20 protein-coding genes are annotated in these 20,503 nt (G+C 73.8%); 13 read left to right on the top strand and 7 right to left on the bottom strand.

The window, feature by feature from the left end:
• Nucleotides 1-62: 62 nt before the first annotated feature.
• The 4 genes from hutI to hutU form a co-directional block, all read right to left on the bottom strand.
• Entirely contained in the window at nt 63-1,271 is a 1,209-nt protein-coding gene (hutI, locus tag ACU6P3_RS20570; RefSeq protein ID WP_447193567.1) for an imidazolonepropionase, read from the bottom strand.
• 224 nt (nt 1,272-1,495) lie between these two features.
• Complete coding sequence (locus ACU6P3_RS20565) at nt 1,496-2,932, bottom strand: formimidoylglutamate deiminase (RefSeq protein ID WP_447193566.1); 1,437 nt, start codon at nt 2,930-2,932, stop codon at nt 1,496-1,498.
• A 251-nt stretch (nt 2,933-3,183) separates the two neighbouring features.
• The gene (locus tag ACU6P3_RS20560; RefSeq protein ID WP_447197985.1) at nt 3,184-4,389 is read right to left on the bottom strand and encodes an allantoate amidohydrolase; all 1,206 of its coding nucleotides are present in this window, start codon (nt 4,387-4,389) and stop codon (nt 3,184-3,186) included.
• Nucleotides 4,390-4,604: 215 nt separating this feature from the next.
• Nucleotides 4,605-6,353 (bottom strand): urocanate hydratase, encoded by a 1,749-nt coding sequence (gene hutU, locus ACU6P3_RS20555; RefSeq protein WP_447193565.1) that lies wholly within the window; start codon nt 6,351-6,353, stop codon nt 4,605-4,607.
• Nucleotides 6,354-6,464: 111 nt separating this feature from the next.
• On the opposite strand from hutU, the gene ACU6P3_RS20550 reads away from it, so the two are divergent.
• The 5 genes from ACU6P3_RS20550 (at nt 6,465) to ACU6P3_RS20530 (ending at nt 10,961) form a co-directional block, all read left to right on the top strand.
• On the top strand, nt 6,465-8,051 hold the full coding sequence (locus tag ACU6P3_RS20550; RefSeq protein ID WP_447193564.1) for a type III PLP-dependent enzyme domain-containing protein: 1,587 nt from the start codon (nt 6,465-6,467) through the stop codon (nt 8,049-8,051).
• A gap of 357 nt (nt 8,052-8,408) precedes the next feature.
• The gene (locus ACU6P3_RS20545; protein WP_030747453.1) at nt 8,409-8,894 is read left to right on the top strand and encodes a hypothetical protein; all 486 of its coding nucleotides are present in this window, start codon (nt 8,409-8,411) and stop codon (nt 8,892-8,894) included.
• Nucleotides 8,895-9,184: 290 nt separating this feature from the next.
• Nucleotides 9,185-9,925, top strand: a complete 741-nt coding sequence (locus ACU6P3_RS20540; RefSeq protein ID WP_447193563.1) for a transcriptional regulator — start codon at nt 9,185-9,187, stop codon at nt 9,923-9,925.
• Nucleotides 9,926-10,008: 83 nt separating this feature from the next.
• Complete coding sequence (locus ACU6P3_RS20535; RefSeq protein WP_030747458.1) at nt 10,009-10,401, top strand: roadblock/LC7 domain-containing protein; 393 nt, start codon at nt 10,009-10,011, stop codon at nt 10,399-10,401.
• Between the two features lie 185 nt (nt 10,402-10,586).
• Nucleotides 10,587-10,961: a hypothetical protein gene (locus ACU6P3_RS20530; RefSeq protein WP_030747461.1), complete on the top strand. Its 375-nt coding sequence runs from the start codon at nt 10,587-10,589 to the stop codon at nt 10,959-10,961.
• Nucleotides 10,962-11,107: 146 nt separating this feature from the next.
• Here the strand turns inward: ACU6P3_RS20530 and ACU6P3_RS20525 are convergent, their stop codons facing one another.
• Entirely contained in the window at nt 11,108-11,674 is a 567-nt protein-coding gene (locus ACU6P3_RS20525; protein ID WP_447193562.1) for a hypothetical protein, read from the bottom strand.
• A 196-nt stretch (nt 11,675-11,870) separates the two neighbouring features.
• Here ACU6P3_RS20525 and ACU6P3_RS20520 point away from each other — a divergent pair, with 196 nt between their 5' ends.
• From ACU6P3_RS20520 to ACU6P3_RS20505, 4 genes are all read left to right on the top strand, one after another.
• Complete coding sequence (locus ACU6P3_RS20520; protein WP_447193561.1) at nt 11,871-12,218, top strand: PadR family transcriptional regulator; 348 nt, start codon at nt 11,871-11,873, stop codon at nt 12,216-12,218.
• Nucleotides 12,215-12,823 (top strand): hypothetical protein, encoded by a 609-nt coding sequence (locus ACU6P3_RS20515; protein ID WP_447193560.1) that lies wholly within the window; start codon nt 12,215-12,217, stop codon nt 12,821-12,823. Before ACU6P3_RS20520 ends, ACU6P3_RS20515 begins: the two co-directional genes overlap by 4 nt.
• Nucleotides 12,820-13,239 carry a hypothetical protein gene (locus ACU6P3_RS20510; protein ID WP_447193559.1) on the top strand — a complete coding sequence of 140 codons (420 nt, stop codon included), beginning with the start codon at nt 12,820-12,822 and terminating at the stop codon, nt 13,237-13,239. Before ACU6P3_RS20515 ends, ACU6P3_RS20510 begins: the two co-directional genes overlap by 4 nt.
• Before the next feature lie 214 nt (nt 13,240-13,453).
• Nucleotides 13,454-13,801, top strand: a complete 348-nt coding sequence (locus tag ACU6P3_RS20505) for an NUDIX hydrolase (protein WP_514414737.1) — start codon at nt 13,454-13,456, stop codon at nt 13,799-13,801.
• A gap of 218 nt (nt 13,802-14,019) precedes the next feature.
• Here ACU6P3_RS20505 and ACU6P3_RS20500 read toward each other — a convergent pair whose 3' ends face one another.
• Nucleotides 14,020-14,859, bottom strand: coding sequence for a MurR/RpiR family transcriptional regulator (locus tag ACU6P3_RS20500; protein ID WP_447193557.1), 840 nt, complete (start codon nt 14,857-14,859; stop codon nt 14,020-14,022).
• Nucleotides 14,856-16,475, bottom strand: coding sequence for an aromatic amino acid ammonia-lyase (locus tag ACU6P3_RS20495; RefSeq protein ID WP_447193556.1), 1,620 nt, complete (start codon nt 16,473-16,475; stop codon nt 14,856-14,858). Before ACU6P3_RS20495 ends, ACU6P3_RS20500 begins: the two co-directional genes overlap by 4 nt.
• A 137-nt stretch (nt 16,476-16,612) precedes the next feature.
• Between ACU6P3_RS20495 and ACU6P3_RS20490 the strand changes: the two genes are divergently transcribed.
• The 4 genes from ACU6P3_RS20490 to ACU6P3_RS20475 all read left to right on the top strand — a co-directional run bounded on the left by ACU6P3_RS20490 (nt 16,613) and on the right by ACU6P3_RS20475 (nt 20,367).
• Nucleotides 16,613-17,866 (top strand): ABC transporter ATP-binding protein, encoded by a 1,254-nt coding sequence (locus ACU6P3_RS20490; protein ID WP_447193555.1) that lies wholly within the window; start codon nt 16,613-16,615, stop codon nt 17,864-17,866.
• Complete coding sequence (locus tag ACU6P3_RS20485) at nt 17,863-18,609, top strand: ABC transporter permease (protein WP_447193554.1); 747 nt, start codon at nt 17,863-17,865, stop codon at nt 18,607-18,609. The genes ACU6P3_RS20490 and ACU6P3_RS20485 overlap by 4 nt, the downstream gene beginning before the upstream one ends.
• A gap of 6 nt (nt 18,610-18,615) precedes the next feature.
• Nucleotides 18,616-19,278, top strand: a complete 663-nt coding sequence (locus tag ACU6P3_RS20480) for an ABC transporter permease (protein ID WP_344278359.1) — start codon at nt 18,616-18,618, stop codon at nt 19,276-19,278.
• 63 nt (nt 19,279-19,341) lie between these two features.
• Complete coding sequence (locus ACU6P3_RS20475; RefSeq protein WP_447193553.1) at nt 19,342-20,367, top strand: ABC transporter substrate-binding protein; 1,026 nt, start codon at nt 19,342-19,344, stop codon at nt 20,365-20,367.
• Nucleotides 20,368-20,503 lie beyond the last annotated feature (136 nt).

The following is a 20,503-nucleotide window of genomic DNA, read 5'->3' as shown; positions in this document are numbered from 1 at the left end:
CGACCGGCGCGTTCACCGGTCGGCCCGCCGGCCGACACGCGCCCCGTCGACCGACGCGCTGGTCAGTGGACGCGTCGGCCGCCCCGCCAGACCGCGGAGACCAGCGGCACGCCCGGGCGGTACGCGAGGTGCACATGGCTCGGCGCGTCGAGCAGGGCCAGGTCGGCGCGGGCGCCGGAGGCGATCCGGCCGACGTCGGAGCGGCGCAGGGCGGCCGCGCCGCCCGCCGTGGCCGACCAGACCGCCTCGTCCGGGGTGAGGCCCATGTCCCGTACGGCGAGGGCGACGCAGAACGGCATGGACGAGGTGAAGGACGAGCCCGGATTGCAGTCCGTGGAGAGCGCCACGGTCGCTCCCGCGTCGAGCAGGCGGCGGGCGTCGGGCCAGTCGGCGCGGGTGGAGAACTCCGCCCCCGGCAGCAGCGTGGCCACGGTCGGGCCGTGGGCGAGCGCGTCGACGTCGGCGTCGGTCAGATGCGTGCAGTGATCGGCGGAGGCGGCACCGAGTTCCACGGCGAGGCGCACGCCGGGACCGTACGAGAGCTGGTTGGCGTGGACGCGGGGGATCAGGCCCTTCGCCCGGCCCGCGGTGAGGATCGCACGCGCCTGGTCCCCGTCGAAGGCGCCCTCCTCGCAGAAGACGTCGATCCAACGCGCGTACGGGGCGCAGGCGTCGAGCATGGGCCCGGTGACGAGGTCGACGTACGCGGCGGGGTCGTCGGCGTGGTCGGGCGGGACGATGTGCGCGCCGAGGTAGGTGACCTCGTCGGTGTGCTCGCGGGCGATGCGCAGGGCCCGGGCCTCGTCCTCGACGGTCAGGCCGTAGCCCGACTTGGTCTCCATGGTGGTCGTGCCCTGGCGCAGCGCCTCGGCGAGGTAGCGGGCGACGTTGCCGTCGAGCTGGGCGTCGGTGGCGGCGCGGGTGGCGGCGACGGTGGTGCGGATGCCGCCGGCGGAGTAGGCGCGGCCGGACATCCGGGCGTTGAACTCCTGGGTGCGGTCGCCCGCGAAGACGAGGTGGGAGTGGGAGTCGACGAAGCCGGGGATCACGGCCCGGCCGCCGGCGTCGACGGCGTTGTCAGTGGCGGGTGCTTTGCTTGACTCACCGACCCAGGCGACGCGGTCGCCGTCGATGACGACGGCCGCGTCCTGGATCAGGCCGAGGGGGGTCCCGTCACCGAGGGAGGGGTCGTTGGTGACCAGTGCGGCGATGTTGGTGATGGCGGTCGTGCCTGCGCTGGCGGTGCTCGCCGCCGGGGCGGTGGTCGTCATCGCGGGGGTGTTCTCCTTCGGTGGCGCGCGCGGGAGGGGGGTGGGCGCGTCCGCCGGGAACGGGGGGCTCGGCGGACGCGCGCTCGGGGATCGGGGAGGGGCCGGCCCGGAGCCGGGTGCGGGACGGTGGCCGTCCCTGTCCGGGCCCGGCGGGTTCGGGGGTCCTCGCCCCATGCCCGTCCGGGTCGCGCGACCTGATCGGACGCCCGTAGGGCAAGGACCCCTCAGCCCCGCAGGGCGGCGACCGACGCGGCCAGGGCGGTGGGCACGTCCGGGATCAGGGTGTGGACCCCGTCCCGTACGAGATGCCGGCCGCCCACGACCGTGTGGCGTACATCCGCCGCGGAGGCGGCGAATACGGCGGTCTCCGCTCCGAGCCGGGGCAGGGTGCCGGCGGTCCTGACCGAGTCCAGGGCGATCGTGACGAGGTCGGCGAGCGCGCCGCGCTCGATCCGGCCCGCGTCCGGCCGGCCGAGCGCCGCGTGACCGTCGGCGGTGGCGGCGCGCAGGAGGGCATTGGCCGTCCAGTGGCCGCGTCGGCGGGTGCGCAGCCGTTCGTCGAGTTCCATCGCGCGGGCCTCTTCGAGGAGGTCGATGACGGCATGGCTGTCGCTGCCGAGGGACAGGGGCGAGCCGGCCTCCTGGAGCCGGGCGGCCGGGCCGATGCCGTCGGCGAGATCGCGTTCGGTGGTGGGACACATGCAGGTGCCGGTGCGGGAGGAGCCCAGCAGGGCGATGTCCTCGTCGGTGAGGTGCGTGTTGTGGACGCCGGTGGTGCGGCTGCCCAGGACGCCGTGATCGGCGAGGAGCCTGGTGGGGGTGCGGCCGTGGACGGCGAGGCAGGCGTCGTTCTCTGCGGTCTGCTCGGAGAGGTGGACATGCAGTGGGGCGTCCCGCGCCTCGGCCCATTCCGCGACGGTCGCGAGCTGCTCTGCGGGCACGGCCCGTACGGAGTGGATCGCCGCGCCGATCAGGGCGTGGTCGCTGTCCTCGAGGGCCGACGCGCGCTCGGCCCAGGCGTCGGCGGTGCCGTCGGAGAAGCGGAGCTGGTGGCGCTCGGGTGGCTTGCCACCGCGCCGGTCGCTGATGCCGGAGGCGAGATAGGCGGTGTCGAGGAGCGTGATCCGGATTCCGGCCTCGGCGGCGGCCGCGAGAAGGGCCTCGCCCATCGCGTTCGGGTTGTCGTAGGGCGTGCCGTCCGGCGCGTGGTGGAGGTAGTGGAATTCACCGACGGAGGTGATGCCGGCCAGCGCCATCTCGGCGTACACGGCGCGGGCGAGTGCGTGGTAGTTCTCGGGCGTGAGCTTGGCGGCGATGCCGTACATGACCTCGCGCCAGGTCCAGAAGGTGCCGGAGCCGACCTGGACGGTGGAGCGCAGGGCGCGGTGGAAGGCGTGCGAGTGGGCGTTGGCGAGCCCGGGGAGGGTGAGTCCGCGCAGCACCGTGGCACCGGGCGGCGGGGTGTCGGCCCGGGTGCTGACGGCGGCGATCCGGCCGCCGGTGACCCCGATGGTCACGCCGTGCTCGACATGGCTCTCGAGCCAGGCGTGTTCGAGCCAGTAGGTGGTCTCGTGCGTGTCCGGGTCGGGCGGGACCTGGGTGTCCGGCCCCGGGTGCGGGGCGGGCGGGGCGTCGGTGACCTGCGTCCTGTCGGACGCCACGGTCTTCGGGGTCCGGGGCCGCCCGGCGGCCCGGGTCCTCGACCCGGAGGCGGCCGACGCGGTCGCGGCGTGGGACGCCGCGCGGGAAGAGGATCCCGGTGCGGACGCCGCCGGGGGGTCCACTGGTTGCTCCGCTGGGGTTTCCCGTGGGAAGGCAGGTGCCGCCGGGGAGGCCCGCGGTGTTGCGTACGCCGGCGGCGGGGAGGACGGCGCCGCCGTGCCCCGCGGGGTCACGGCCGCCGGATGCGTCGTCATGAGCACGCGAGTCCTTCCAGTACGTCGGCCAGGGCCAGGACCCCGGCCACACAGTCGTCCTCCGCCGCGGACTCGGCCGGCGAGTGCGAGACGCCGGTCGGGTTCCGTACGAACAGCATGGCCGTCGGGATGGAGCCGGACAAAATGCCCGCGTCGTGCCCGGCGCCGGTGCCGAGGACGGGGACGGGCCGTCCGCCGGAGCTCCGGCGGAGGATCGAGCCGAGCTCGTCCCGCAGGGCGTGCTCGAACTCGACCACCGGGGTGAAGGACTCCCGTACGACGCTCAGCTCGATCCCGGCGCGGTCCGCGTGCTCACGGGCCGCGGCCTCGATGCCGGCGACCACGGTGTCAAGCGCGGCCGGGTCGGAAGCGCGTGAATCCAGCCAGCCGCGGACGAGGGAGGGGATGGCGTTGACGCCGTTGGGTTCGACGGAGATCTTGCCGAAGGTGGCGAGGGCTCCGGCCAGTTCCGCCTCACGGCGGGCGGCGAGGACGGTCTCGGCGTAGGTGAGCATGGGGTCGCGGCGGTCGGCCAGGCGGGTGGTGCCCGCGTGGTTGGCCTCGCCTCGGAAGTCGAACCGCCAGCGGCCGTGCGGCCAGATCGCGGAGGCGATGCCGACGGGGTCGCCGGACAGGTCCAGGGCCCGGCCCTGCTCGATGTGCAGCTCCACGAACGCACCGATCCTGGCGAGGCGTTCGCGGTCGGGTCCGAGCGCGGACGGGTCCTGACCGGCGGCCTCCATGGCCTTCGGCAGCGGGACACCGGCGCCGTCACGCAGTTCATGGGCCTGCTCGGGGGTGAGCTGTCCGGCGGTGAGCCGGGATCCGACGCAGGCGAGTCCGAACCGGGCGCCTTCCTCGTCACCGAAGTTGGTGAGGGCAAGGGGCCTGGTGAACCGCGCGCCCCGGCGGCGCAGTTCATCGAGCGCGGCGAAGGAGGAGACGACACCGAGCGGCCCGTCGAAGGCCCCGCCGTCGGGGACGGAGTCCAGGTGGGACCCCGTCACGACGGCGTCACCGGCGAGCGGGTCACCGAGCCAGGCCCACTGGTTGCCGTTGCGGTCCACCTCGTGGACCAGCCCGCGGGCCTCGGCCTGCGCCCGGAACCATGCACGGCAGTCGGTATCAGCGGCGGTCCAGGCATAGCGGCGGTAGCCGTGACTGCCGGCGTCCCGGCCCAGGGGCGCGAGATCGCGCCACATCTCGTGGAAGGAGGGAGGCCGGTGGGTGACCGTGTCGGTCCGGTCGGCCGCGCTGCCCCGGGCGACGCCGTCGGCCTGGTCGGCCGCGTCCGGCCCGTCGGCCCGAGCGGCGGCCCCGGGCACCGCGCCCGTACCGGCGGGGCCGGGGCCCGGGTTCCCGGGACCCGGGTTCCCGGGAGCGCCCGTACCTGTGGGGCCGGGCGTGGCGGGCCGGGTCACGCGGCGCCGCCTTCGGCCGTGGCGGCTTCCCGGTCCGGGGACCCGCCCGCGCTCTCGGCGCCACCCACGCCGCCGCCCGCGTCCGCGGCCCCGCCCTCGTGCATCGGGACGCGGACCCCGCGCTCGGCGGCGACCGACTCCGCGCTGTCGTAGCCCGCGTCGACATGGCGGATGACGCCCATGCCGGGGTCGTTGGTCAGGACGCGGCGGATCTTCTCGCCCGCGAGTTTCGTGCCGTCCGCGACCGAGACCTGTCCGGCGTGGATGGAGCGGCCCATGCCGACGCCGCCGCCGTGGTGCAGGGAGACCCAGGAGGCGCCTGATGCGACGTTGACCATGGCGTTGAGCAGCGGCCAGTCGGCGATGGCGTCGGAGCCGTCGAGCATCGCCTCGGTCTCCCGGTACGGGGAGGCGACCGAGCCGCAGTCCAGGTGGTCGCGGCCGATGGCCAGCGGGGCGGCGAGTTCTCCGGAGGCGACCATGTCGTTGAAGCGCTCGCCGGCCTTGTCGCGCTCGCCGTAGCCGAGCCAGCAGATCCGGGCGGGCAGGCCCTGGAAGTGGACGCGTTCCCCGGCCAGGGTGATCCAGCGGCGCAGGGACTCGTTCTCCGGGAAGAGATCGAGCATCGCCCGGTCGGTCTTGTGGATGTCGGACGCCTCGCCGGACAGGGCCGCCCAGCGGAACGGCCCCTTCCCCTCGCAGAACAGCGGCCGGATATAGGCGGGCACGAAGCCGGGGAAGGCGAAGGCCCGGTCGTATCCGGCCAGCCGCGCCTCGCCGCGGATGGAGTTGCCGTAGTCGAAGACCTCGGCACCGGCGTCCAGGAAGCCGACCATCGCCTCCACATGCCGCGCCATCGACTCCCGGGCGCGCTGGGTGAAGTCGGCGGGCTTCTCGGCCGCGTACGAGGCCATGTCGGCGAAGTCGACGCCGAGCGGGAGGTAGGAGAGCGGGTCGTGCGCGGAGGTCTGGTCCGTGACGATGTCGATGGGCGCGCCCTCGGCGAGCATGCGGGGCAGCAGTTCCGCCGCGTTGCCGAGCAGGCCGACGGAGAGCGGGCGGCGGGCGTCACGGGCCTCGGTCGCCAGTTGGAGCGCGTGCTCCAGGCTGTCGGCCTTCACGTCGAGGTAGCGGTGCTCGATACGGCGCTCGATCGCGCGCGGGTCGCAGTCGATACAGATCGCCACGCCGTCGTTCATGGTCACGGCGAGCGGCTGGGCGCCGCCCATGCCGCCGAGGCCCGCGGTGAGCGTGATCGTGCCGGCGAGGCTGCCCCCGAAGCGTTTGGCGGCGACGGCGGCGAAGGTCTCGTAGGTGCCCTGGAGGATGCCCTGCGTGCCGATGTAGATCCAGGAGCCGGCGGTCATCTGCCCGTACATGGTCAGGCCAAGGGCCTCCAGGCGCCGGAACTCCTCCCAGTTCGCCCAGTCGCCGACCAGGTTGGAGTTGGCGAGCAGGACGCGCGGCGCCCATTCGTGCGTCTGCATGACGCCCACCGGCCGGCCGGACTGGACGAGCATCGTCTCGTCCTGCTTCAGCGTCCGCAGCGTACGGACCATGGCGTCGAACGAGCGCCAGTCGCGGGCGGCCTTGCCCGTGCCGCCGTAGACGACGAGCTTGTCGGGGTGCTCCGCGACCTCGGGGTCCAGGTTGTTCTGGAGCATGCGGAGCGCGGCTTCCTGCTGCCATCCCAGGGTGCTCAGTTCCGTACCGCGCGGCGCCCGTACGGGGCGGGGTCCTGACATGGCGATGCCTCCTCCGAGTGGACCTGTTGACCGATCTATTCACATCTTGGATCGATGAATACTTATAGTCAACAGCTGCGTGGCGGGCCTTGGGATGATTGGCTGGCATGCATGGCCTCTGGTGAGCACTCCCCGGCGCGCCCCCCGCGAAGCGGGGACGGCGGCATACGGAACGCCCAGGACGGCAGCCGGACGGGCAGCCGGGACGCGCCCCAGGGCGGCACCCGGGCCGACGCGTCCAGCACCCCGGCCGACACACGCGGCACCCCGGCCGACGCGCCCAGCCTTCCGGGCGACGCGCCCGGCGCCCCCGGCGGCACGGGCCTCGCCCCGGCCGGCGAGGGCGCCGACGGCGGGGCCGCGGGGCGCGCGGCCCGCCGCGACCGGGCCGTGCGCGCCGCCGTGGCGCAGGGCCTGATCAGCGACGCGTCACCCGTCGTCGCGCTGCTCGACGTGGCCGGGATCCGGGCCTCCGCCGCCGCGCTCCGCACCGCCTTCGACGCCGTCACCGCCCCCGGTACCCCGGTGCTGCACGCCTTCGCCGTGAAGGCCGCGCCGCTCGTGCCGGTGCTGCGCCTACTGGCCGTCGAGGGCATCGGCGCCGAGGTCGCGAGCCCCGGCGAACTGGCACTCGCGCGCGCCGCGGGCGTACCGGCCGACCGCACCGTCCTCGACTCCCCCGCCAAGACCATCACGGAGCTGCGCGAGGCCCTCGCGCTCGGCATCGCCCTCAATGCCGACAACCCCGAGGAGCTGGCCCGGCTGGACGCCCTCGTCGCCGCCGCCGGGCCGGGGGCGCCGGGAGCGCCCTGCGGACTGCGGGTCAACGCCCAGGTCGGCGCCGGGTCCATCGGCGCGCTGTCCACCGCGACCGCCACCTCCAAGTTCGGTGTCGCGCTGCGCGACGAGGGCGCCCGCGCCTGGGTCGTCCAGGCGTACCTGGACCGCCCCTGGCTGACCCGGCTGCACACGCACTCCGGCTCGCAGGGCGTCCCCCTGGACCTCATGACCCAGGGCGTACGGGCCGTCTTCGAGCTGGCCGAGGAGATCAACGCGGCGGCCGGGCGCCGGCAGATCGACACCCTCGACATCGGCGGCGGTGTCCCCGTCAACTTCGCCTCCGACGAGGAGATCCCGGGCCATGGCGCGTACGCCCGGCTGCTGAAGGACACCGTTCCCGGTCTGCTGGACGGGCGCTATGGACTGGTGACGGAATTCGGACGTTCTCTGCTCGCGAAACACGGCACGGTCCTCACCCGGGTGGAGTATGCGAAGTCCGCCGGGGGCCGCCCCATCGCGGTCACCCACGCGGGCGCCCAGGTGGCCACCCGCACCGTCTACGACCCGGTCTCCTGGCCGCTGCGCATCGCCGCGTACGACGCCGAGGGCCGCCCCAGGACGGGCCCGGCGGTCGCGCAGGACATCGCGGGCCCGGCGTGCTTCGCGGGCGACCTGCTCGCCGAGAACCGGCCGTTGCCGCTGCTCTCCCAGGGCGATCTCGTCGCGGCCCTTGACACCGGCGCGTACTACTTCACGAATCACTACGCCTACAACAGCCTGGCCCGGCCGGCCGTCCTGGGCTTCACCGTGACGACCGGCGGCGACGTGCGCTTCGCGACCGTACGGGCCGCCCAGAGCGTCGAAGAGGTCGTCACCGAGTCCGGCGGGGACCACACCGACGCACTCCTGGACGGCTGAGCCGGCCCGCGGGGCGGCGCACGGACGGGGTACGGACGGGGGCAGGACCGGGGCGCGAACCGGGCCCCGGGCCGCCGAACCCGGTGCTCCGGGGTGAACGGCGCCTCCCCAGAAGCCGCCACCGCACGAAAAGTTCCCGCGCCGGACACACAACTGTGGCCATTTCCGGCCATTTTCCCGTACCTGCCCGTACCTCCCGTTCCTCGATCGTCATGTTCGGCTGGAAATTGCCAGAACTTCCGCCTGAGATTCGGACGTTGCGTAACCTCACGACTACTGCCGCACACAAGTGCGCCCGCACGGTACGTGCGTCCGCAGGACAGGTGTGCCCGCATGCCCGGCTGGAGGGGAGTCCGCGTGCCCGGAATCGACGCGTGTCTGCACGAGGCCATGAGCCTGCCCGGAGCGCGCGGCGCGGCGATCGTCGACTGGACGAGCGGCCTCGCGCTCGGCACGGCGGGCGAGTCGCCCAACGGCGACTACGAGGCGACCGCGGCGGAGACGGCCGAACTGGCGAGAGCGGCGGCGGAGTTCACCGCCTTCGCCCCGGCCCCCGTGCCGGGGCGTCCCGCCGCACGGGGCGGCCGGGACGGGCACTCCGTCCACGGCGCCACCGGCCCTGCCGACGGCGGCGGCCCCACAGACTCCGGCGATCCCGACAAGGGCCCGCCGGTCGAGGACCTGATCGTCACTACCCGCACCGGATATCACATAGTGAGCTTTGTCGACACGACGTTCGACAGCAGCGTGTTTCTGCACCTCTGGCTCGACCGTGACCGCGGCAACCTGGCACTGGCGCGATTACGGCTCAGACAGCTTGCTGAACGGCTGGTGCTCGAATGACCTCTTCCCCTCCGCCTCCCCCGCGCCGGCTGCCCGTCCGCCGGCCGTCCCCGCCCCCCGCGCCGACGCCGCCCCCGACGTCCCACCCCGCGCCCCATGCGGCGCCGCACCCGTCGGCGGCACCGGCCCGCGACCCCGGTCCGGCCCCGGCGACACCCCAGGCGGCCCCACCGCCACCACCTCCTCCGCCACCGCCGCCACCGCCTCCTCCGCTCCCGCCGTTTCCGATACCGGGTCCCCCCGGCCGCTCGGGCCCCCCGGAGCCATCAGGGCCCTCGGAGGTCGTCCCGATGCTCGTACGGCTGGCGGACGAACACGCCACCGGCGCCCTGCTCCGCGACCACGGCACGCTCTACCTGGCCGACGGCCGGGTGGTGCACGCCGAGAGCCCCGCGGCCCCCGGCATCGACATCCTGCTCACCACGGGCGGCCGACTGTCGCACGCCGACTGGGAGGAAGCCGTCGACCGGGCCGGTGCGCGCCGCACGGTCGGCCGGTTCCTCGTGGAGAGCGGCCGGCTGCACGAGGGCGAGTTGGAGATATGCCACGTGGGCGCGCTGTTCGACGCCGCGTACTTCGCCCTCACGCCCGGCGGCGGCCCCACCCGGTTCCGGCACGGCGCCCAGCACTGGATCGGCCCCGTACGGCCCGTGCCCGCGGCGGCCGTCGCGCGCGAGATCGCGCGACGGCTCGAACTCCTCGACTCCGTCTGGCCGTACCCGGCCGTCGACACCGCACCGGTGACACCCCGCGCGCCCTCCCCCGGCCAGGTGGTCACCCGCGGACAGCACGCCCTGCTGTCGCTGGCGGACGGCACGCGGACCCCGGTGGCCCTCGCCCGTGCGCTGGGCCGCCCCGCGTTCCACACCCTTCTCGACATCCGGCGGCTGGCCGCGGCCGGACTGCTGGAAACCCCCGACGAACCGGCCGCCGCGCCCGCGACGGTTCCCTCCTGGGTCGCGACAGTGGCCGCCGACCCGGACACCGCCCTGTTACGCCGGCTCCGCGACGCCCTGGAGGAAAGCCTGTGACTCTGACTCCCCGCGGAGTACCGGGCCCTCGCCGCACCGTCATGGGGCGCGCTCTGCGGCAGCGCGCCGAGAGGAGACAGCTGATGACGGCGGAAGCCGACGTACTCGGTGAACTCAGGCGCCTGCGGGCCCGGCTCCCCCAGCTCACCGGGGCGCTCGCGGCCAGCGCCGACGGCCTGGTGCTGGCGTCGGACGCGACGAACGTGGAAGCCGAGGGGGTGGCCGCGCTCACGGCCGCCGCGCTGGGCGTCTCGCTGCGCCTGACGGACGCCACGGGCCAGGGCGGCTTCCGCGAGCTGCTGGTCCGCGGCGAGGACGGCTACGTCGCGACGTACGCGGCGGGCTCCTCCGCGGTCCTGACGGTACTGGCCGAGCCCCGGATCAACGTGGGCCGCCTCCATCTGGAGGCGCGCAGGTCCAGCACCCGGATCGGCGAGCTGGTGGACGGCGCGCTCGAACGACTGGAGAACGCCTGAGAACCCCTGCCCCTGCCCCTGTCCCTGTCCCGGACCTTGTCCCAACCCCCGCCCCGGACCGGCCCCCTGGGCCCCCACGCGACCCGATCCCGGGCCGGGGCGCGGGCCCCGCCCCAGCCACTCGCGGTACCCAGGCGCCCGGAATTCCCCGGAGCGCCCTCGGACGGAAAGGAAGTGCGACATCCATGGCCAACACCGAAGCCGCTCTCAAGGAAGCCACCACCTCCATAGAAGGAGCGCTGGGCGCCGCGCTCGTGGACTACTCCAGCGGCATGGCCCTCGGTACGGTCGGCGGCGGCAAGGACCTCGATCTCACGGTCGCGGCGGCGGGCAACACCGACGTGGTGCGGGCCAAGGTCCGCACCCTGGAGATGCTCGGCATCAAGGACGAGATCGAGGACATCCTGATCACTCTCGGAACGCAGTACCACCTGATCCGGCTGCTCAAGGGACGGGGCAATACCGGCCTGTTCCTGTACCTGGCGCTGGACAAGGGCCGGGCGAACCTGGCGATGGCACGCCACCAACTGGCCAAGATCGAGAGCCGCCTGGAGGTCTGAGCGCCGGAAGCGCCGACCGAGCGCCGGGAACTCCGCGAGCGCGCCGGGCGGCACCGCTACGGGTCTTACGGATACGGAGTTACGGCCGTACCGGTTCAGCGGCCGTACCGGTTCAGCGGCCGTACCGGTTCAGCGGCCGTACCGGTTCAGCGGCGGCGACGCGCCCCGCCGGGGGCCGCGTCGCCGGCCGCGAGGCCCGTGGTCCGGTACCCCTTCACCAGCTTGCCCGTCGGCCGCCCGGTCCCGGCCCAGTCCGTCCGTACCCACAGCAGCGCCTCGTCGCGCCGCTCCCGGCGGCCCAGCCAGGCCGCCTTGAGCCACAGCCCGGCGCCCGCGCCCGCCAGCGCGGGCCCGCCGGCGCCGGGCAGCGCGAACGAACTCCCGACCGCCACGAGGAACCCGGCCAGCAGCCACCAGCGGTGGGCACGCCGCCAGTTGCGCGAGGTGACGGCACGGTCCTGGAGGTAGTCGTACTTCGCCGCCCGGGACGCACGGTCCGCCCAGGCGCGGTACCGGCCCCGGCGCACCATCGCGACGACCGCCGCGACGACGACGAAGAGCGCGGCACCCGCGTACAGGCCGATCCGGCGGCCCGTCAGGCCGGGCAGCAGGAGCCCGATTCCGGTGGCCAGGACGCCGAGCCACCACAGCGGCACCGCCCCGGCCCGCACGATCACCGCAACCCGTGCCAGCGACTGCCCTCCGCGCCCCACGACCCGCCTCCTCATACCCGGATGCCCATGAGTTCGGCGCGCAGATTAGCGCCGCTCCCTGAACGTTTCCTGAGAGCGCGCCCCGATCCGGGGCCGGCCGCCGACTCGACCTCCGACTCGACGCGAGCACGAGAACCCCGCTACTCTGAAAACGAACTAGTCGAGATCGAAGAGTAGAGAGCGGGGTTGGTTACGGATGCCCACGGCGGAGCCCTCGGCGGGCTGGCTGCGCGGAGTGCTGCCACTCGCGCTCGCCGCCGCGCTGGCCGAGGCGGATCAGCACGGGTACGCGCTGGTCCAGCGGTTGGCCGCCCATGGGTTCGGCACCATTCGCGGCGGGGCGCTGTATCCGGTGCTCGGCCGGATGGAGACCGAGGGGCTGGTGGAGGCCCGCTGGGAGCCCGGGGAGGGCGGCCCCGGACGCAAGGTCTACCGGCTCACCGACGCCGGGCGCGCCCGGCTGCACGAGGAGGCCGAGAGCTGGCAGCGGTTCTCCGGCGCGATGGACGGACTGCTCGACCGGGCCGTGAAGGAGCGGGGATGACGGACGAGTTGACCCGGTGGAACGCCCGGGTACGGCTGGAACTGGCGGTGCGGTCGGTGGACAGGGCCACCGCCGACACCGTCCTCGACGAGGTCGCCCAGCACTGCGCGGACAGCGGGGAGACACCCGAGGACGCCTTCGGCACACCGGAGGAGTACGCGACCGCCGTCGTCCGCGACCGCATACCGCCCGAGGAACGCGCCGGCCGGCGCCGGGACGGCCTGACCCAGGCGGACCATGTCTCGGCCGCCGTCGCATCGACGGGGCTGGCCGTCCTGGTGGCCGGCGCCTACCTGTGGATCGCGGACGGGACCATGCTGACGCTGTCCCTTGCCGGGCTGGTCGGCACGTCGCTCCTCGCCGCCGTCGCCCTGCCGAGTGCCTGCCTCGCGGTGCCCCTTCCGCGTTCCCGGTGCCGTAGCGCGGCCGGCTGGGGAGCCGCCGCCCTGGTGGCGGCGCTGCTCGCGGCAGCGGCCCTCACCACCCTGCCCACGACCACCCTGGGCCGCCTTCCGGCCCCGGCCCTGTGCGTACTGGGCCTCCTGCCGCTCTGGTGGACCACGCGCCGCACCCCGGCCCCCAACCATGAAGGAGACACAAGATGAAGTCTCGGACGGACGCCCGGAAAGACATCGCGCCCGAGGACTGGCTGCGTGATCTGACCCGGCTGCTGGAGGAACGGCACGAAGTGCCCGGCGCCCGCGCCGCCGAACTCACCGAGGAGGCCGCCCAGCACCTCGCCACCTCGGGACGCGCGCCCGAGGAGGAGTTCGGCCCCGTAGAGCTGTACGCGCTGGACCTCGCCGAGCAGGAGGCCGCTCCCCGCGCGCGGTGGTGGCAGCGCGGCGACGTCCAGCAGGTGGTCCTCTCCCTGATTCTGGTCAGCTACCTGGCCGACAACCTCGCCACCGGCGGGCCGGTCTGGCTGACCGTCCTGGCGGCCGTCGCCCTGGCCGTGGACCTGGCGCTCCTCGCCGGCCACCTGGTACGCAGGCGATCGGCCGCGTCCGCCGGGCGGTAGCCACGGGAGGCCGTCCCGGGAACCGCATTCCCGAGGCGGCCACGCGCCTGAGGAGCTGAACGGCTACCTGCATCAGCACCCCGGCGAAACCGACGCACTGACGCCGCTGTTCAACTCGATGGTCGACCATGCGCGGGAACGCAACTGTCCACACAAGAGCCGCTGCCCCGTCGTCCGGGCCGGCGCCGTGCTCGTGAACGAGCGGGGGCACGCCTTGACCCTGCGGCACGCCGGGGGCTGGGGCTTCGCGGAGGGGGCGCCCGAGACGGCGGATGCCACCCTCCGCCGGACCGCCGTGCGCGTTCTGGCGGAGTCCACCGGCGTGCACGACCTGCTGCCGGTTCCCGGCGCCGAGGGGCCGGTCCTGATCGACGTGTCGCGCACCGCGCAGGCGTGCGGCCGGCGTACGCGGTACGGCTTCCGGTACCTCTTCCGGGTGCGCTCCGGGGTTCTTCTGCGCACGTTGACGCAGACGGGTCAGGCGCGCCGGATCACGGTCGACTCCGTCGGGCCGCCGCTGCTGAGCGCGCGCATCGCAGAGCGTCTGGCGGCCACGGCATGAGTCCTGCTGCCCAGCAGGTCGGCTACGTGGTCGCGGTGCTGACGCTCGGTGCCGCCCTGACTCTCGCGGTCTGGCGAGGCTGACAGCAGCCCCGCGCCGCTCGACCCGTCCCTGCGCCGCCGCTGGCCGGAGACCCGGTGGTGATTCCCGGGCCGGGACCCTCGGCAATGATTCCCGGCCCGGGGTCCCCTGACCGTGCCCCCGGCCGGGATCCCCGTCTACTCCACGAACAGCCCCCGCTCCCCCGCCCGCGCGTCGAACTCCTCCAGCCGGGCCTGCGCGTCCGGCAGTCCGTCGCACATCGACTCCAGCAGCACCCGCCCCAGCAGCATCGGCGCGCACGCCGTGTCGAAGGCGAGCCCCGTGCCGACCGCCGCCGGGATCAGCAGGTCGCTGTGGGCGGCCACCGGCGCGAACGCCGAGTCCGCCACCGTCACCACCGTCAGCCCGGCCGACCGCGCGTACGCCAGCGCCTCCACCACCTCCCTCGGGTGGCGGGGCAGCGCGAAGCACAGCAGCGCGCTCGCGCCCGCGCCCCTGGCCGTGTCGATCCGGTCGCACAGCATCGAGCCGCCCTCGTCCAGCAGCCGTACGTCCGGGTGCACCTTGGCCGCGAAGTAGGCGAAGCCGCGCGCCTGCGAGGAGGCCGCGCGCAGCCCCAGGACGGGCAGCGGGCGCGAGGCGGCGAGCAGCGCGCCCGCGCGTTCGACCGGGGCGGGGTCGGCGAGGAGGTCGGCGAGCCGCCGCAGGTTCTCGATCTCGCCCTGGACGGCCTGCTGGTACTCGTTGTACGTGGGCTCACCACCCGTCGTCGGCTCGGCGGGCGCGACCTCCCGCAGGTGCCGGCGCAGTCCCGGATAGCCGTCGAAGCCGAGCGCGACCGCGAAGCGGGTCACGGACGGCTGGCTCACCCCCGCCAGATCGGCCAGCTCGACGCTCGACAGGAAGGGCGCGTCCCCGGCCGCCCGCACCATGCTGTGCGCGATGCGCCGCTGGGTGGGGGTCAGCCGGTGGCCCTCGAAGAGCTGTTGGAGCCGGGCGGCAGGGCTGTCACTCATACGGTCGGTCCCCCTTGCGGAATCGTCAGGTCGGCGAGGTCGGCCAGATCTGCGAATTGATCGAGCAGAGCCGCCGCAGCCGTCACATCATCGGTCAACGGCCGGTCGGCGACACTCTCTTCGAGTACGGTCTCGGCCAGGTCCAGGGCCCGCGTGACCGGCAGCCCGGGATCCGGACGCAATCCTCGCTGGCGCAACGCCCGTACGGCGGCGACCAGTTCGCAGCCGACGACCAACCGGTAGGCACCGGCCACCCGGAGCGTCTGGCGCGCGGCGAGGGAGGCGAAGCTGGCCTGTTCCTCCACGCCCCGGGACAGGACGGCGTGCCCGAGGGAGGCCGGGGCCGCGTACGCGCGCAGGTCGCCGAGCGCCGCGCCGGCCGCGTATTCCAGGATCATCACCCCGGAGCTGGCGGGCTCCGTGTCGGCGAGGAACGGCCTCAGCCGGGTGAACGCGGGTTCGTTCAGGGCGGAGAGCCGGGAGGTGGACAGCCGGGCGGTCTGGACGAGCGAGAGCCGGAAGTGGTCCAGCGCCAGCGCGATCTGCGCCAGGTAGAAGCCGCCGTGGTGGTACGCGGCCGGGATCGGGTCCTCCTCCGTGCCCGGCCAGATCAGCGGATTCTCGGCGGCGGCGTTGATCTCGACGGCGAGCGCGTCCTCCAGGGCGTCGGCGGCGTCGCGCGCCGGCCCGTGTATTTGCGGGACGCAGCGGAAACCGTACGGGTCCTGGATCCGGCCGAGCGGCGGTCCGGGCCGCTCCGGCGCGCCGAGGACGGCCCGCATCCGGGCGGCGACGGCGTAAGAGCCGGGGTGCCGGCGGGCGGCGTGCACGGGCTCCGCGTACGCCTCGTACGAACCGTCCACGGCGAGCAGCGAGAGCGCGGCGACGAGTTCGGTGGCGGCGACGAGCCGGCGCAGCTCGTGCAGGGCGAGCGCCGCCTGGCCGAGGGTGAGCGCGTTGCTGCTGATCAGGGCGAGGGCGTCATTGTTGTCGAGGGGCTGGGCGAGTGGCCCGGGCCCGCCCAGCCACGGGTGCTCCCCGGCCAGGGCGAGGCCCATCTGCGACAGTGCCGCGATGTCCCCCGTGCCGACCGAGCCGAATTCGTGGACGAGCGGGTACGCGCCGGACTCCAGCGCCGCGCAGAGGGCGGTGACGACGGTGGGCCGCAGCCCCGCTCCCCCGGCGAGCAGCTGGTTGGCCCGTACGGCGAGCATGGCGCGCACCTCGCGGGCCGGCAGCCGCTCGCCGACCGCACCGGCATGGCTGCGCAGCAGGCGCAGGCCGTGGTCGGCGGCGGCCTCGGTGGGGACGGCCTCGGAGCGGTTGGCGCCGACGCCGGTCGAGCGCCCGTACACCCGGCCGGAGGCGGCCAGCTCGCGCGCCACGTGCCAGCCGCGCTCGACCCGCTTCATGGCGTCGGTGCCGGGGACGGGGCGGGCTGCGCCGTCGGCGAGGCGTACGACATCGCCGACGGGGAGGCCATGTCCGTCGAGGACGACGACGGCGGGGTGCGTACGGTTACGTGCGGGCCGCGTCGGCTTCCCGGGGCCCGTACCAGCGGGAACAACGGGTCCCGTACCGGCCGGAGCGGGGTCCGCACTGTGGGACGACATCATGCGCGAACGCCTCCTTATCGGACGCTTTGTCTCGTCCTGCGGCCATCCGTAACGAGCGATTAACCCCAGGGCATTGACAATCTATTCAGCTACCAAGAACTCTGCATGACTATATGCAGCCGGGCAAGGGACGACTGATGATCACATTCGACGCGGTGCACAAACGCTTCCCCAACGGCACGACGGCGGTCCACGACCTCACCCTGGAGGTGCCGGAGGGCGGCATCACCGTGCTGGTCGGCTCCTCCGGGTGCGGCAAGACCACCACCCTCCGCATGATCAACCGGATGGTCGACCCGACCTCGGGCACCATCCGCCTCGGCGGGAAGGACATCCTCGAGCAGGACGCCGCCGAGCTGCGGCGCGGCATCGGGTACGTCATCCAGCAGGCGGGCCTGTTTCCGCACCGCACGGTCCTCGACAACATCGCGACCGTCCCGCTGCTGCTCGGCTGGGGGCGCGGGAAGGCCCGGGCGCGGGCTGCGGAGCTGCTGGAGACGGTGGGCCTGACGGCGGACGCCGGCAAGCGCTACCCGCACCAGCTCTCGGGCGGCCAGCAGCAGCGCGTCGGTGTGGCGCGGGCGCTGGCGGCCGACCCGCCGGTGCTGCTGATGGACGAGCCCTTCGGCGCGGTCGACCCCGTCGTCAGGACACAGCTCCAGGACGAGCTGCTGCGCCTCCAGAAGGAGCTGAACAAGACCATCGCGTTCGTCACACACGACATCGACGAGGCGGTACGGCTCGGTGACCGCATCGCGGTCTTCCGTACGGGCGGCCACCTGGTCCAGTACGCCGCCCCGGCGGAACTGCTGGCCCGCCCGGCGGACCCCTTCGTCGCGGACTTCCTGGGCGCGGAGCGCGAGCTGAAGCTGCTGTCGCTGACGACGCTGTCCGAGGTGCCTCAGCAGCGGGCGACGACCGTCCGGGAGGGCGAGCCAGTCCCCGGCCCCGCCTCCGGCACCGGTTCCGCCTCCGGCACCGGTCACCACCTGGTCATATCCGCCCGGGGCGAACCGCTCGGCTGGCCGGCCCCGGACGGAACGCTGCTGCCCGTACGGCCGCTGCGCGACACGGACACCCTGCTCGCCGCCGTCAACGAGTCGATCGCGTCGCCGACGGGACTGGTGGCGCGGGTGGACGCGGAGGGGGTACTGACGGGGGTCACCTCGCGCGAGACGATCCACGAGTACGCCGGCCGCAGGCACCAGGAGGCGGCCCGCCCGGACCGGGCGCCCGCGAGCAGCCGGACCGGCGCGGACGCGGGCTCGGGCGCAGGCGCGGACACGAAGGCAGGCGCAGACACGGACGCAGGCGCGGACGAAGGCAGAGGCGCCGACGCGGGCGAAGGCACAGGCGCGGGCACGGTGACGGCCAAGGACGGGTCCGTATGACCATCGAATGGACGTGGATCTCCGACCACGCCGGCGACCTGGCCGCCCTCACCCTCTCCCACCTCCAGGCCGCGTCCACCGCCGTACTGCTGGGCCTGCTGATCTCCCTCCCCCTCGCCGTCGTCGCCCACCGGGTCCGCCCGCTGCGCGGCTTCCTCCTCGGGCTGTCCAACGTCCTGTTCACGATCCCGTCCATCGCGGTCTTCGTCCTGCTGCTGCCCGTGTCGGGGCTGACGAGGACGACGACCGTCATCGGCCTGACGATCTACACGCTCGTCGTCCTGCTGCGGAACACCGTCGAGGGACTCGACTCCGTGCCCGCCAGGACCCGCGAGGCCGCCGTGGCCATGGGCACGCGCCCGCTGCGTACGCTCCTGACGGTCGAGCTGCCGCTCGCGCTGCCCGTGATCATGGCAGGGGTACGGATCGCGACGGTCATGTCGATCTCGCTGGTCAGCGTCGCCACGTACATCGGCGACGGCGGGCTCGGCCAGCTCTTCACGGACGGTTTCCAGCGCAACTTCCCCACGCCGGTGATCGTCGGCGTCGTCCTGACGCTGCTGCTGGCGCTGGTCGCGGACGCGCTGCTGGTGGCGGCGCAGTACGTGCTGACGCCGTGGACGAGACGACCGCGCCGGACCGGGAGCCAGGCGCGCGCCGGGCGGCCGGACCCCACCGACCGGCCGGAGAAGGCCGCAGAGCCGGGGCACGACGGTCGCCGCCCCGTGACCGAAAGGGCCTGATCCGGGATGTACGAACTCTTCAGGAACCTCGGCGGATGGCTGGTCGCGGGCGAGAACTGGTCCGGCTCGGACGGGATCGGCCACCGTCTCGCCGAGCACCTCCAGTACTCGCTGCTGGCCACGCTGATCGCCGCCGCCATCGCGCTGCCGCTCGGGCTGCTCATCGGGCACACCGGCCGGGGCGCGTTCGTGGCCATCAACCTGGCCTCGTTCGGCCGGGCGCTGCCCACGGTCGGCCTGGTCGTGCTGGTCTTCCTGGCCAGCGGCCTGTCGATGACGCCGGTGTACGTGGCACTGGTGGCGCTCGCCGTGCCGTCCATCGTGACCAACACGTACGCGGGGATGACCGCGATCGACCCGGAGGTGAAGGACGCGGCGCGGGGCCAGGGCATGCGCGGCCACCAGGTCCTGCTCCAGGTCGAACTGCCGCTGGCGCTCCCGCTGATCATGACCGGGCTGCGGCTCGCCCTGATCCAGGTGGTGGCGACGGCGACGATCGCCGCGTACGTCAGTTTCGGCGGACTCGGCCGGTACGTATTCGACGGCCTGGCCCAGCGCGATCTCGTCCAGGTGATGGGCGGGGCGGTGCTGGTCGCGGTGGTGGCCGTCGCCCTGGACCTCGCGCTGTCGGGACTCCAGCGCTTCCTCTTCCGCCACCGCGCGGCCTGACGCCGCACACGTCCGAACGAACCGCCACCGTCCGGTCCGACAGCCTCAAGGAGCCACGCGCACATGGCAGCAGCCGACAACGCCCCCAATCCCACCCCCAACCCGTCCACCCCGCCCCCCTCATCCGCCCCGACCCCCTCATCCGCCCCGTCGCCGAACCGCAGAAAGATCCTGGTCGGCCTGTTCGCGGGGGCGGCCGTCCCGGTCCTGGCCGCGTGCAGCAGCGGCATCACCTCCCTGGAGGGGAGCGGCACCGGCGGCGCGGGCGGCGGCTCCAGCGCGGACGGGGTCACGATCGGAACCGCCAACTTCACCGAGAACCAGATCCTCGGCCACCTCTACGCGGCGGTACTCGAAGCCGCCGGCGTGAAGACGACGGTCCGCCCCAACCTCGGTACGCGGGAGATCCTCATCCCGGCACTCAAGGGCGGCGACATCGACCTGCTCCCCGAGTACCAGGGCGCCCTGCTGCACTACCTCGACCCGAAGGCGACCGAGACGGAGGAGGGCGACATGCAGAACGCCCTCGCCGCCGTACTCCCCGCGGGCCTCCAGATCCTCCCGTACGGCAAGGCGGAGGACTCCGACGCGTTCGCGGTCACCAGGAAGACGGCGGAGAAGTACGGCCTGCGGACGCTGGCCGACCTGAAGAAGCAGAACGGCAAGCTGGTCATCGGCGCCGCGCCCGAGGTGAAGAAGAGGGTGGTGGGGGTCGTGGGGCTCAAGGAGGTGTACGGCGTGGAGTTCAAGGAGTTCAAGTCGCTGGACTCCTCGGGCCCCCTGGTCAAGGGCGCGCTGCGGAAGGGCGACGTGGACGTGGCGAACCTCTTCACGACGGACACGGACATCGCCGCCGAGGGCTGGGTCGTCCTCGGCGACCCGAAGAACCTGATCCCGGGCCAGCACGTGGTCCCCCTGATAGCCGACCGCAAGGCCGACTCACGCGTCCGCAAGGCCCTGGCCCGTCTGGGCAACGTCCTGACGACAGAGGCGCTGACGGAGCTGAACCGGCTGGTCGACAAGGACAAGAAGGACCCGGAGGACGTGGCGACGGACTGGGCGGCGAAGCACGGCCTGGCGAAGAAATAGTCGGCGTCTATGCGCCAACCCCTGACCCGACACGTGACCAATCCATCACTCTTGGTAAAGGCGCTCCATTCGGGGCCATCGCTTCGCGACCGAGAGAGGCCAACCACGTGAACGCACACCTGGAAAGCGCGCGGGT

The sequence above is a fragment of the Streptomyces hebeiensis genome (genome assembly GCF_052983195.1).
This window is presented reverse-complemented; position numbering and strand designations above follow the sequence as displayed.